We start from the raw sequence: 13,239 nt of genomic DNA, 5'->3' as shown, positions 1-13,239 counted from the left end.
CTTATGTGAATGATTGTTGTACAATTCTACTGAATTAATAAGAGGAGGCAGTTTATAAATGACTACACAAGTAGATTATGATGTAATTATTGTTGGGGCAGGTCCAGCTGGTATGACAGCAGCAGTATATGCTTCAAGAGCTAATTTATCAACTGTGATGATAGAACGTGGTATGCCAGGTGGACAAATGGCAAATACAGAAGATGTAGAGAACTTCCCTGGTTTTGATTTAATAACTGGACCAGATTTATCAACTAAAATGTTTACACACGCGCAAAAATTTGGTGCTAAATATGAATATGGTGATATAAAAGATATAGAAGATAAAGGTCATTATAAAGTTGTTAACATGGGAGATAAAACACTAACTGCACATGCAATTATCATTGCGACAGGTGCAGAATATAAGAAAATTGGTGTGCCTGGTGAACAAGAATTAGGTGGCCGTGGTGTAAGTTACTGTGCAGTTTGTGATGGTGCATTCTTTAAAGGTAAAAATATTTACGTTATTGGTGGAGGAGATTCTGCTGTAGAAGAAGGCATGTTCTTAACTAAATTTGCAGACAAAGTAACAGTTGTACACAGAAGAGATGAATTAAGAGCTCAAAAAATCATTCAAAATCGTGCATTTAAAAATGAAAAAATGGACTTCATTTGGAATTCAACATTGAAATCTATTAATGAAAAAGATGGAAAAGTTGGTTCAGTAACATTAGTATCAACTGAAGACGGTTCTGAAGTAGAACATGAAGCTGATGGTGTATTTATTTACATCGGTATGAAACCATTAACTAAACCATTTGAATCATTAGGTATTTTAAATGAAAATGGCTATATTGAAACAAATGATGATATGGAAACGAACGTACCTGGTGTATACGCTGCAGGAGATGTACGTGAAAAAACATTACGTCAAATCGTTACAGCAACAGGTGATGGTAGTATAGCAGCTCAAAATGCTCAAGCTTATATTGAAACACTAGAAGACGAAGAACAATTAATTTAATGAAATTTATAAACAGTCCGGGACATATATAAATGTCTCGGACTGTTTCATTACATAGGGAGTAGCTGACTGGACTGAAAATGAGCTTAGAACAATTTTTTATCATAGTAATCCTAGTTGGGACGGGACTACAAAATTTTTTAAAAAATATAATTTCTGTTCCGCTCTTTTAATAAATATCGATAGCTTCATATATTTAATGTATTTTATGATGTTATGATGTAATATAAAGGTATATTTGATAGTCAAAGGAGAATAGTTATGAAACTTGTCGACAAGAGCAATGTGAAGAATGAATTAATAGTCGTTACAGGTATGTCTGGTGCAGGTAAATCAGTAGCATTACAGGCGTTAGAAGATTTAGGATATTTTTGCGTAGATAACTTACCACCAATCCTATTACAAAAATTCGTAGATTTGATGGATCAAGGTAATCCTTCCTTATCAAAAGTAGCAATCGGAATTGATTTAAGAGGAAGAGATTTTTTTAATAACTTAAGAGAAGAATTAGATTATATACAAAGTGAAAAAAAGGTTATTGTGGATATACTATTTTTAGAAGCTAACGATAAAAGGTTAATTTCAAGATATAAAGAAACGAGAAGAACACATCCACTTAGTGAAAAAGGAAGCTTGTTAGCAGCTATTGAGCAAGAAAGAGTGTTGCTAAGTGACATTAAAGGTATTAGTAATTTTGTGATTGATACTACAGAAATGAAACCAAAATCATTAAAACAAGAATTAATTGAAACTTTCGAAAAAGATCCTTCTTCAACATTCGAAGTAAGGGTGTTGAGCTTTGGTTTTAAACATGGTATGCCTATAGATGCAGATATTGTATTTGATGTAAGATTTTTACCTAATCCATATTATGTAGACGAATTAAGGCCATTAACTGGGTTAGACGATGAAGTATACCAATATGTAATGAAATGGAAAGAGACTTCGACTTTTTATAAGAAGTTTAGTGATTTAATGATGTTTATGTTACCAGGATATAAAAAAGAAGGTAAATCACAATTAACAATTGCAATTGGTTGTACAGGTGGTCAACACCGCTCTGTAGCACTTGCTAAAAGACTAGGTGAAGATATTAAAGATAATTTTGATTATGTTGTGTATACGTCACATCGCGATGCACATATCGAAAGTAGAATAAAAAATGAAAAAAATTAAAGTTGTCCTAATTGGAGGCGGAACAGGTCTTTCAGTATTAGCAAGAGGACTGAAAGATTATCCAATTGATATAACTGCCATTGTTACAGTTGCTGATGACGGTGGTAGTACAGGTAAAATCCGTGATGTGATGGATATACCTGCACCTGGTGATATTAGAAATGTGTTAGCAGCATTAAGTGATACAGAACCAATGCTTGAAAAATTATTCCAATATCGTTTTGAAGAGGAAAAATTGGGTGGTCATTCAATAGGAAATCTATTATTAGCAGCAATGACTAACATAACGGATGATTTCGGACATGCCGTAAAAGAATTAAGTAAAATTTTAAATATTAAAGGACAAGTTATACCATCTACAACTAAAAGTATTGTGCTTAATGCGGTTATGTCTGATGGAGAAGTTGTTGTCGGTGAATCGAATATACCTAAAAAATCTAAAAAGATAGAAGAAGTATATTTAACACCTGAAGACATTGAACCAATGCCTGAAGCAATACAAGCAATAGAAGAAGCAGACTTAATTGTTATGGGACCTGGTTCGTTGTATACCAGCATTTTACCAAATTTAATATTAAACAAGATGAGAGACGCGATTATTAATACGGAAGCTGAAAGATTATATGTATGTAATCTTATGACACAAAAAGGTGAAACAACTGGATATAGCGTGAGTGATCATGTTAAAGCAATTCACGATCACGTAGGAGCGCCGTTTATAGATTTTGTAATTTGTCAGAATGAACGTTTTAATAAAGAAATTTTATTGAGATATGAAGAAGAAGATGCAAAACAAGTAGATTTTGATCATGACAAATTAAAAGAGATGGGCGTTCAATGTATTCATGATAAAAACCTTGTGAGTATTACACCACATCAATATATTAGGCATAATAATAAAGTGCTTGCACGTATTATATATGAAGTTGTTCTTCAAGAAATTAGTACGATTCAATACAAAAAAGATAAATAAATTAGAGAAGCATAGTAATAATATTTATAATGTTATTACTATGCTTCTTTTAAAAATTGAAGTAGAATAAAAGTGTATTTGTAAGGGGTTACAAAATGGGGTGGTAGTTATGAAACGAGTACAAATTTTGATGGTACTTATTGGATGTATTTTATTGTTAACAGGGTTAGTTGTTCATCAATCTTTAGGGGTTATCTTTTTAATTATAGGCGTGACTATGATTTTGTTTGGTATTATCAAAGAAACAGCAAAAAAATAAAACTTAAGATGAATAACTTGATACGCCCGGCTGTTCCATGTAATATATAGTAGAAATGAAACGTATGATATGTCTTTCGGCATATCATTATTTTTATGTGTATAAATAAGAAAGGGTGATCTGCTGTGAGCTTTGCTTCAGAAATGAAAAATGAATTAACGCGAATAGAAGTTGACGATGATTGTGCAAAAGCAGAACTTTCAGCTTTGATTAGAATGAATGGAAACTTAAGCATTTCTAATCAACAATTTGTTATAAATGTTCAAACAGAAAACGCAGCCATAGCACGACGTATATTTTCACTAATAAAAAAATGCTTCGGTGTAGAAGTTGAATTATTAGTAAGAAAGAAAATGAAACTCAAGAAAAACAATATATATATTAGTAGAATTAAAGTTAAAGCAAAAGAAATACTAGATGAACTTGGTATACTGCAAGACGGTATGTTTAAACAAGAAATTGATAAAAGTATTTTAAAAAATGATATTTGTAAAAGAAGCTATTTGCGAGGTGCATTTTTAGCGGGCGGGTCAGTGAACAACCCGGAAACTTCATCATATCATTTAGAAATATTTTCATTATATGAGGAGCATTCAGCAGATTTAACAGCTTTAATGAATCAGTATGAATTAAATTCTAAACAGTTAGAGCGTAAAAAAGGTTACATTAGTTATTTAAAAGAAGCAGAAAAAATCTCGGATTTCTTAAGTTTAATAGGCGGGTATCAAGCGTTGCTTAAATTTGAAGATGTTCGAATTATTAGAGATATGCGTAATTCAGTGAATAGACTTGTAAATTGTGAAACAGCAAATTTAAATAAAACCGTAAGTGCAGCGATGAAACAAGTAGAGAGTATTCAATTAATCGATAAAGAGATTGGAATAGACAATTTACCGGATCGTTTAAGAGAAGTGGCAAGATTAAGGATTGATAACCAAGATGTTTCTATTAAAGAACTTGGAGAAATGGTAAGTACAGGTAAAATTTCTAAATCAGGTATTAATCATAGGTTACGTAAATTAAATGAAATGGCAGATAAAATAAGAAGCGGCGAAACAATTAATTAAGTATATAATAAAAACGCCTTTCCAAAATAAATTGGAAAGGCGTTTTTTTATTAAAAAATTATTTTATATCTTCAGGATGCATAACATCGTCGATTAAACCATAATCTTTAGCTTCATCAGCTGTTAAGAAGTTATCACGGTCAGTATCTCTTTCAATTTTATCAATTGGTTGACCTGTTCTTTCAGATAAGATGTTGTTTAATTTTTCACGTGTGCGTAAGATATGACGAGCAGCGATTTCAATTTCAGTTGCTTGTCCTTGTGCACCACCAAGTGGTTGGTGAATCATTACTTCACTGTTAGGTAGAGCAAAACGTTTACCTTTTGCACCAGCTGCTAATAGGAATGATCCCATTGAAGCTACCATACCTATACAAATAGTTTGTACGTCTGGTTTGATGTGTTGGATTGTATCATAGATAGCAAAGCCAGCTGTTACACTACCACCAGGTGAGTTAATGTAAAGATATATGTCTTTTTCAGAGTCTTGAGCTTGTAAGAATAATAATTGTGATACGATTGAGTTCGCTACGTTATCGTCGATAGCAGAACCTAACATAATAATGCGGTCTTTCAATAAACGTGAGTAAATATCATAAGCGCGTTCACCGCGGTTTGTTGTTTCTATAACTGTTGGTATTAAATTCATCAGTTAATCCTCCTTTGAATATGTTAATGACCATATCATACAACACAAAGTCAAACATGGTCAAAATATATGACCTACTGATGAATATTATAACTTAAATAGCTGATTTATACACAGGAAATTTGCGACAATTATTGTCAATGGTTGCATAAATGATATAATAGTTTCCGTAATCAATAAGCTGAGTGCAATGTATAAGCGTGACATCCATATTAAAATATTCGCATCTTTTTTTAATAATGTTTTCTGCTTGGCTGTAAGTCATTATAATCACTCCCTATAATTGATAACTTTATTATATAATGAAGATGTTAAGGCATTATAAATAAACAATTAAGATTTAACTCTCCGTAGTGTAATGGATAACACGCAAGATTCCGGTTCTTGAAATGGGCGTTCAATTCGTCCCGGGGAGGCTATTTTAACTAAAGGATGAGAACATGAACATTAAATTTTACATCGGACGAAATTGTGGTTTGTGTGAAGATGCGAAATATCAACTAGAATTTTTCAAAGAAACTTTTGAAAAGCCTGTTAATATTGAAACAATACATATAGAAGATAATGATTATTTATTGAATGAATACATGCTTAGAATTCCAATTGTCATGTATCAAGATAAAATACTTCAAGAAGGAAATATTGATTTCGTAACATTATTAGAAGAAGTAGAAAATTTAAGCTAAATCAAATTGCTTTTACTTGCAATCAGTTTGCAGTGGGTGTATTATAATAACTGTAAACAGATATTATTTTTTTGACCCACATGGGACGAAAAATGTCTAACCCAGGTTAGAAATTGCCCATCTGTTAATTTGTGAGGAGGGACATGTTTATGGAAGATTTGTTAAAGATACAACATAGACTTGTGCCTGACCTAATTGACAAGATGTATCGACGTTTTAATATTTTATCAACGATTGAGAAGAAGTAACCTATTGGCAGAAGAACATTAAGTGATGTTATGAATATTACTGAACGGGTATTGAGAACAGAGATAGAAATTTTAAAACAGCAAGATTTAATCCGCGTTCAATCTACAGGTATGAAACTAACTGAGACTGGCGAGCACACGTTAGCATCGTTATCTCATTACCTCACATTATATTCAAGTTTCAATCACTTAGAAGATGAGATTTTCAATCAATATGGCGTTAAAGTTCATATCGTAAGAGGAAACTCTGATAAAGATGAAACAGTTAAGGCGGAGATGGGAAATGTAACGGGAGAATTACTTGAACAGTCTTTATATGATAAAGCATCTGTTTCAGTAACTGGTGGATCGACGATGGCTAAAGTTAGTGAGTCATTACATCCATTAGATAAAGACATTTTGTTCACACCAGCTCGTGGCGGCTTGGGAGAAAATGTAGTATTTCAAGCTAATACGATTTGTGCAAGCATGGCAAATAGAACTGGTGGGTCGTATAAGGTCTTGTATGTTCCAGACCAAGTAAGCGAAAGTTCATATGAGACTTTGCTGAAAGAACCAGCTGTTATAGAGGTTCTGGATGCAATTCGTCGCTCGGATTTTATTATTCACGGGATTGGTGATGCGCTGAAAATGGCTGAAAGAAGAAAGTCTTCAGATGAAGTCTTAAGTCAATTGAAACATCATCATGCAGTCGGAGAAGCTTTTGGTTATTATTTTAATGCCAAAGGCGAGGTCGTACATCGTGTCAAAACGATTGGCTTGCAACTAGAAGATTTAGCGACAAAAACAAATATTTTTGCAGTAGCGGGCGGTGCATCGAAAGCAGATGCGATTAAAGCATATCTTGAAATTGCACCGAAGAATACCATTTTGGTAACTGATGAAAGTGCTGCAAAAGCAATAATCAATGCGGAATAAAAGGTTAATAGCCTTTTTCAAATAACAAATTTAAAGGAGGCCATCATAATGGCAACTAAAGTAGCAATTAATGGATTTGGTAGAATAGGTCGTTTAGCATTTAGAAGATTACAAGAAGTAGAAAATATCGAAGTAGTAGCAATCAACGATTTAACAGATGACGCTATGTTAGCTCATTTATTAAAATACGATTCTACACAAGGTCGTTTCAAAGATGAAGTAGAAGTAATTGAAGGCGGATTCCGTGTAAACGGTAAAGAAATCAAAACTTTCGAAAATCCTAACCCTAAAGAATTACCTTGGGGAGACTTAGACATCGATGTAGTATTAGAATGTACTGGTTTCTTCGCTGATAAAGAAAAAGCTCATGCTCACATCGACGCAGGTGCTAAAAAAGTATTAATTTCAGCTCCAGCTTCAGGCGACTTGAAAACAATCGTATACAATGTTAACCATGATGAATTAGACGGTTCAGAAGAAATCGTATCTGGTGCATCTTGTACTACTAACTGTTTAGCTCCAATGGCTAAAGTATTAAATGATGAATTCGGTATCGTTGAAGGATTAATGATGACAATTCATGCTTATACTGGTGACCAAAATACACTAGATGCTCCACATGCTAAAGGTGACTTCCGTCGTGCTCGTGCAGCAGCTGAAAACATCGTACCTAACTCAACTGGTGCAGCTAAAGCAATTGGCTTAGTTATCCCAGAATTAAAAGGTAAATTAGATGGATCAGCTCAACGTGTTCCAGTAGCAACTGGTTCAGTAACTGAATTAACAGCAGTATTAGATAAAGAAGTATCTATAGAAGAAATCAACGAAGCAATGAAAAATGCTACAAATGATTCATTCGGATACACTGAAGACGAAATCGTTTCTTCTGATGTTATTGGCATCACTTACGGTTCATTATTCGACGCAACTCAAACTCGTGTAATGACAGTTGGAGACCGTCAATTAGTTAAAACTGTTGCTTGGTATGACAACGAAATGTCTTACACTTCACAATTAGTTCGTACTTTAGAATATTTAGCTGCAGAAGCTAACAAATAATTTAATTAAATGAACTAAATAGGTTATGCTTATGAGTAAGCGGGGAGCACAACGCTTCTCCGCTTATTTTTAATCGTTAAGCATTTTCTATTATTCAGAGGAGGAAGACTAGTCATGGCAAAAAAGAATGTTAAAGATATTGACTTAAAAGGTAAAAAGGTACTTGTAAGAGCAGATTTTAATGTACCAATGAAAGACGGAGCAATTACAAATGACAACAGAATCGTTCAAGCGCTTCCTACTATAAAATATATTGCCGAACAAGGCGGTAAAGTTATTTTATTCTCACATTTAGGTAAAGTGAAAACAGAAGAAGATAAAAAAGAATTATCACTTAAACCAGTAGCAGAACGCTTAAGCGAATTATTAAATGAAAAAGTAACATTTGTTCCTGAAACTCGTGGCGAAAAACTAGAAAATGCTATCAATGATTTATCTGAAGGCGGCGTGTTATTATTTGAAAACACACGTTTCGAAGATGTAGATGGCACGAAAGAATCTAAAAATGATCCTGAATTAGGTAAGTACTGGGCTTCTTTAGGTGATGTATTTATTAATGATGCATTTGGTACAGCACACCGTGAACATGCATCTAACGTTGGCATCGCATCTAATGTTGAAACAGCATCAGGATTCTTAATGGATAAAGAAATTAAATTTATCGGTGGCGTTGTAAATAACCCAGAACGTCCTTTAGTAGCTATTTTAGGTGGTGCTAAAGTTTCAGATAAGATTGGCGTAATTGAAAACTTATTAAATATCGCTGATAAAGTTATTATCGGTGGTGGAATGGCATATACATTCTTTAAAGCACAAGGTAAAGAAATTGGATTATCATTATTAGAAGAAGATAAAATTGATTTTGCTAAAGAATTACTAAATCGTGCAGGAGATAAAATTATCCTTCCAGTAGATTGTAAAGTAGCAAAAGAATTTTCAAATGATGCAAAAATCACTGAAGTTTCTATAGATGAAATCCCATCTGATCAAGAAGCAATGGATATTGGTCCTAAGACAGTAGAATTATTTACTGAAGCTCTAGAAGGGGCTAACACTGTTGTTTGGAACGGTCCAATGGGCGTATTTGAATTCAATAACTTTGCTAAAGGTACAATCGGTGTATGTGAAGCTATCGCAAACTTAAAAGATGCAACTACTATTATCGGTGGCGGAGATTCTGCTGCAGCGGCAATGGACTTAGGATTTGCTGATGACTTTTCACACATTTCAACTGGTGGCGGTGCTTCACTAGAATATCTAGAAGGCAAAGAATTACCAGGTATCGAAGCTATTTCAGAAAAATAATTATAAAAGGAGTTAATATATCATGAGAAAACCAATTATCGCAGGTAACTGGAAAATGAACAAAACAGTTCAAGAAGCAAAAGACTTTGTTAATGAACTTCCAGCTTTACCTGATACAAACGAAGTTGATTCAGTAATTTGTGCACCAACTTTACAATTAGATGCACTTGTTAATTTAACAAAAGAAGGCGTAGCAGAAGGATTACAAATCGGTGCTCAAAATGCTCACTTTGAAGACAGTGGTGCGTTCACTGGTGAAACTTCTCCAGCAGCATTAGAAGATTTAGGCGTAAAATATGTTGTCCTTGGACACTCTGAACGTCGTGAATACTTTGGTGAAACAGATGAAGATGTTAACAAAAAAGCATTAGCTGTATTTTCTCATAATATGACACCAATTATTTGTGTAGGTGAAACTTTAGATGAAAGAGAAGCAGACAAAGCTGAATCAGTAGTAGGCGACCAAGTTGAAGCTGCTCTTAAAGGATTCACTGAAGAACAAGTTAAATCAACAGTTATAGCTTATGAACCTATCTGGGCTATTGGTACTGGTAAATCTTCAACTTCAGAAGATGCTAACCAAATGTGTGCACATGTTCGTAAAGTTGTAGCAAATGCATACTCACAAGAAGCAGCAGATGCACTTCGTGTTCAATATGGTGGTAGTGTTAAACCTGAAAACATTAAAGAATATATGGCTCAATCAGATATCGATGGCGCATTAGTTGGCGGCGCTTCATTAAAAGTTGATTCATTTGTAGCACTATTAGAAGGTGCAAAGTAATGGCTAAACAACCAACAGCACTTATCATACTTGATGGATTTGCAAACCGTGAAGAAGAACATGGTAATGCGGTTAAACAAGCCAACAAACCAAACTTTGATAGATATTACAATAAATATCCACATAACGAATTATCAGCTTGTGGTCTAGATGTTGGACTACCAGAAGGTCAAATGGGTAACTCTGAAGTAGGTCACTTAAATATTGGTGCCGGCAGAGTTGTTTACCAGAGTTTAACTCGTATTAATAAGTCTATAGAAGACGGCGATTTCTTTGAAATTGAAGCATTAAAAGAAGCAATGCAACATGTCGTAAAAAATGATTCAACATTACATTTAATGGGATTATTATCAGACGGTGGTGTTCACAGTCACTACAAACATCTATTTGCTTTACTAGAATTAGCTAAAAAGCAAGGTGTTAAAAAAGTTTATGTTCATGGATTCTTAGACGGTCGTGATGTTGATCAAAAATCAGCTATCAGATATATCGAAGAAACTGAAAATAAATTCGAAGAAATAGGCATTGGACAATTTGCTTCTATTTCTGGTCGTTACTATGCAATGGACAGAGATAATCGTTGGGATCGTGAAGAAAAAGCATATAATGCAATGTCTAATGGTGAAGGTCCTGTTTACCCAACAGCTGTTGAAGGTGTTGAGGCAAACTATAAAGATGGACTTACAGACGAATTTGTTGTGCCATTTATCGTGAAAGATGAAGAAAAAGGCGTTGAAAATAATGGCGTTAACAGTCATGACGCAATGATATTCTTCAACTTCCGTCCCGATAGAGCAGCACAATTAAGCCAAGTTTACACTAACGAGAAATTCGAAGGTTTCGAAATCAAACGTAAACTAGAAGATTTATATTTCGTAACGTTCACAAATTATAGTGATGATGTGTTTGCTGAAGTAGCTTTCAAACCAGTTGATATTAAAAATACAATCGGTGAAGTTGCTGAGAAGAACAATTTAAATCAATTACGAATTGCTGAAACTGAAAAATTCCCACATGTAACTTACTTTATGAGTGGTGGTTCACATGCTGAATTTAACGGTGAACGTCGTGTGCTAATTGACTCACCAAAAGTAGCAACATATGATTTAAAACCTGAAATGAGTGCTTACGAAGTTAAAGATGCTTTAATCGGTGAATTAGATAAAGGTGATTTAGATTTAATCATTTTAAACTTTGCTAACCCGGATATGGTTGGTCATAGTGGAATGCTTGAGCCAACTATTAAAGCTATCGAAGCAGTAGATGAATGTCTAGGTGAAGTAGTAGATAAAATATTATCTATGAATGGTACGGCAATTATAACAGCTGACCATGGTAACTCTGATGAAGTATTAACAGATACTGAATCACCAATGACTACACATACAACAAACCCTGTTCCTGTTATTGTAACTAAAGAAGGGGTAGAAGTAAGAAGTGATGGCAGACTAGCAGATTTAGCACCAACACTTATTGACTTACTAGGAGTAGAACAACCAGAAGATATGACTGGTGAATCATTAATTAAAAAATAATTAACTATTATGAAAAAGGAGTTTTAAATATGCCAATTATTACAGATATTTATGCACGCGAAGTATTAGATTCACGTGGTAACCCAACAGTAGAGGTAGAAGTATTAACAGAAAGTGGTGCTTTTGGTAGAGCATTAGTACCTTCAGGCGCTTCAACTGGTGAATATGAAGCAGTTGAATTACGTGACGGAGACAAAGATCGTTACTTAGGTAAAGGTGTACTTAAAGCAGTAGAAAATGTTAACGAAATTATTGCACCAGAAATTATCGAAGGTGAAATTTCAGTTTTAGAACAAGTATCAATCGATAAATTAATGATCGCTTTAGATGGTACGCCAAACAAAGGTAAATTAGGCGCAAATGCTATCCTTGGTGTTTCAATCGCAGTAGCTCATGCAGCTGCAGATTTCTTAGGACAACCTTTATACAAATATCTTGGTGGATTCAACGGTGTTCAATTACCAGTTCCAATGATGAACATTGTAAACGGTGGTTCACACTCTGACGCACCAATTGCTTTCCAAGAGTTCATGATTTTACCGGTAGGTGCAGAATCATTCAAAGAAGCATTACGTTGGGGAGCTGAAATCTTCCATAACTTAGCTAAAATCTTGAAATCTCGTGGTTTAAACACAGCAGTAGGCGACGAAGGTGGATTCGCTCCTGAATTCGAAGGTACTGAAGATGGCGTTGAAACTATCTTAGAAGCTATTAAAGCAGTTGGCTTAGAGCCAGGTAAAGATGTAGTTTTAGGATTTGACTGTGCAGCTTCAGAATTCTTCGAAAACGGCGTATATGACTATGCTAAATTCGAAGGTGAACACGGTGTTAAACGTTCAAGCGAAGAACAAGTTGATTTCTTAGAAGAGTTAGTTAACAAATATCCTATCATCACTATTGAAGACGGTATGGACGAAAACGACTGGGACGGATGGAAAATCCTTACTGACCGTATCGGAGACCGTGTTCAATTAGTAGGTGATGACTTATTCGTTACAAATACTGAAAAATTATCAGAAGGTATCGAAAAAGGTATCGGTAACTCAATCTTAATCAAAGTTAACCAAATCGGTACATTAACTGAAACATTCGAAGCTATCGAAATGGCTCAAAAAGCTGGTTACACTGCAGTTATTTCTCACCGTTCAGGAGAAACTGAAGATACTACAATTTCAGATATCGCAGTTGCTACTAATGCTGGTCAAATTAAAACTGGTTCATTATCTAGAACAGATCGTATTGCTAAATACAATCAATTATTACGTATCGAAGATGAATTATATGAAACTGGTAAATTTGAAGGTATAAAAGCTTTCTATAACTTATCTAAATAATTGTGCATTTAATATAAAATGATTCACAAAATATGAGACTAGTATGAATATATCTATTCTCAAAATTAAACCATCGATTTGTTGGATTTCACATTATCTAACAGATTGGTGGTTTTTTTATATTAAAACAAACTGTTTTTACAGTAACGCTTTAACGCTTTAAATTAAATGTGTCATTATCATTCCATTACGTGTTAAAATGGGCTATAATATAGAGAATTATGTTTATAGGAGGATTTC

12 protein-coding genes and 1 pseudogene are annotated in these 13,239 nt (G+C 34.0%); 12 read left to right on the top strand and 1 reads right to left on the bottom strand.

The genetic code is table 11. The annotated features are described in order from the left end of the window. Window positions 1-58 precede the first annotated feature (58 nt). From trxB to whiA, 5 genes are all read left to right on the top strand, one after another. Window positions 59-1,006, top strand: coding sequence for a thioredoxin-disulfide reductase (gene trxB / locus CD135_RS00980; protein ID WP_064204487.1), 948 nt, complete (start codon window positions 59-61; stop codon window positions 1,004-1,006). 261 nt (window positions 1,007-1,267) lie between these two features. Then, entirely contained in the window at window positions 1,268-2,182 is a 915-nt protein-coding gene (gene rapZ, locus CD135_RS00975; protein ID WP_103268608.1) for an RNase adapter RapZ, read from the top strand. Further along, entirely contained in the window at window positions 2,169-3,155 is a 987-nt protein-coding gene (locus CD135_RS00970; RefSeq protein WP_103268607.1) for a gluconeogenesis factor YvcK family protein, read from the top strand. The genes rapZ and CD135_RS00970 overlap by 14 nt, the downstream gene beginning before the upstream one ends. 109 nt (window positions 3,156-3,264) lie before the next feature. Next, complete coding sequence (locus tag CD135_RS12950) at window positions 3,265-3,414, top strand: hypothetical protein (protein ID WP_017000783.1); 150 nt, start codon at window positions 3,265-3,267, stop codon at window positions 3,412-3,414. Between the two features lie 125 nt (window positions 3,415-3,539). Beyond that, window positions 3,540-4,481 (top strand): DNA-binding protein WhiA, encoded by a 942-nt coding sequence (gene whiA, locus CD135_RS00965; protein ID WP_017000782.1) that lies wholly within the window; start codon window positions 3,540-3,542, stop codon window positions 4,479-4,481. Window positions 4,482-4,539: 58 nt separating this feature from the next. Here the strand turns inward: whiA and clpP are convergent, their stop codons facing one another. Further along, window positions 4,540-5,130 carry an ATP-dependent Clp endopeptidase proteolytic subunit ClpP gene (gene clpP / locus CD135_RS00960; RefSeq protein WP_103268606.1) on the bottom strand — a complete coding sequence of 197 codons (591 nt, stop codon included), beginning with the start codon at window positions 5,128-5,130 and terminating at the stop codon, window positions 4,540-4,542. Window positions 5,131-5,570: 440 nt separating this feature from the next. Here clpP and CD135_RS00955 point away from each other — a divergent pair, with 440 nt between their 5' ends. From CD135_RS00955 to eno, 7 genes and pseudogenes are all read left to right on the top strand, one after another. Further along, on the top strand, window positions 5,571-5,816 hold the full coding sequence (locus tag CD135_RS00955) for a glutaredoxin family protein (RefSeq protein WP_064204484.1): 246 nt from the start codon (window positions 5,571-5,573) through the stop codon (window positions 5,814-5,816). Between the two features lie 149 nt (window positions 5,817-5,965). Continuing rightward, window positions 5,966-6,982 (top strand): annotated as a pseudogene (locus CD135_RS00950) (sugar-binding transcriptional regulator). 48 nt (window positions 6,983-7,030) lie between these two features. Further along, the gene (gap, locus tag CD135_RS00945; RefSeq protein WP_064204483.1) at window positions 7,031-8,041 is read left to right on the top strand and encodes a type I glyceraldehyde-3-phosphate dehydrogenase; all 1,011 of its coding nucleotides are present in this window, start codon (window positions 7,031-7,033) and stop codon (window positions 8,039-8,041) included. A 114-nt stretch (window positions 8,042-8,155) separates the two neighbouring features. Then, window positions 8,156-9,346: a phosphoglycerate kinase gene (locus tag CD135_RS00940; protein ID WP_103268605.1), complete on the top strand. Its 1,191-nt coding sequence runs from the start codon at window positions 8,156-8,158 to the stop codon at window positions 9,344-9,346. Window positions 9,347-9,368: 22 nt separating this feature from the next. Next, a complete protein-coding gene (gene tpiA / locus CD135_RS00935) occupies window positions 9,369-10,130 on the top strand; it encodes a triose-phosphate isomerase (protein WP_017000776.1) in 762 nt (253 codons plus the stop codon). Beyond that, entirely contained in the window at window positions 10,130-11,665 is a 1,536-nt protein-coding gene (gene gpmI, locus CD135_RS00930; protein ID WP_064204481.1) for a 2,3-bisphosphoglycerate-independent phosphoglycerate mutase, read from the top strand. Before tpiA ends, gpmI begins: the two co-directional genes overlap by 1 nt. Window positions 11,666-11,694: 29 nt before the next feature. Further along, the gene (gene eno, locus CD135_RS00925; RefSeq protein WP_017000774.1) at window positions 11,695-12,999 is read left to right on the top strand and encodes a phosphopyruvate hydratase; all 1,305 of its coding nucleotides are present in this window, start codon (window positions 11,695-11,697) and stop codon (window positions 12,997-12,999) included. The last annotated feature ends 240 nt before the right edge of the window (window positions 13,000-13,239 follow it).

Origin of the sequence: Mammaliicoccus lentus, assembly GCF_002902755.1 — a bacterium.
Classification (GTDB): domain Bacteria; phylum Bacillota; class Bacilli; order Staphylococcales; family Staphylococcaceae; genus Mammaliicoccus; species Mammaliicoccus lentus.
Note: the sequence above shows the minus strand (reverse complement) of the source record. Positions and strands in the feature narration are given on the sequence as shown.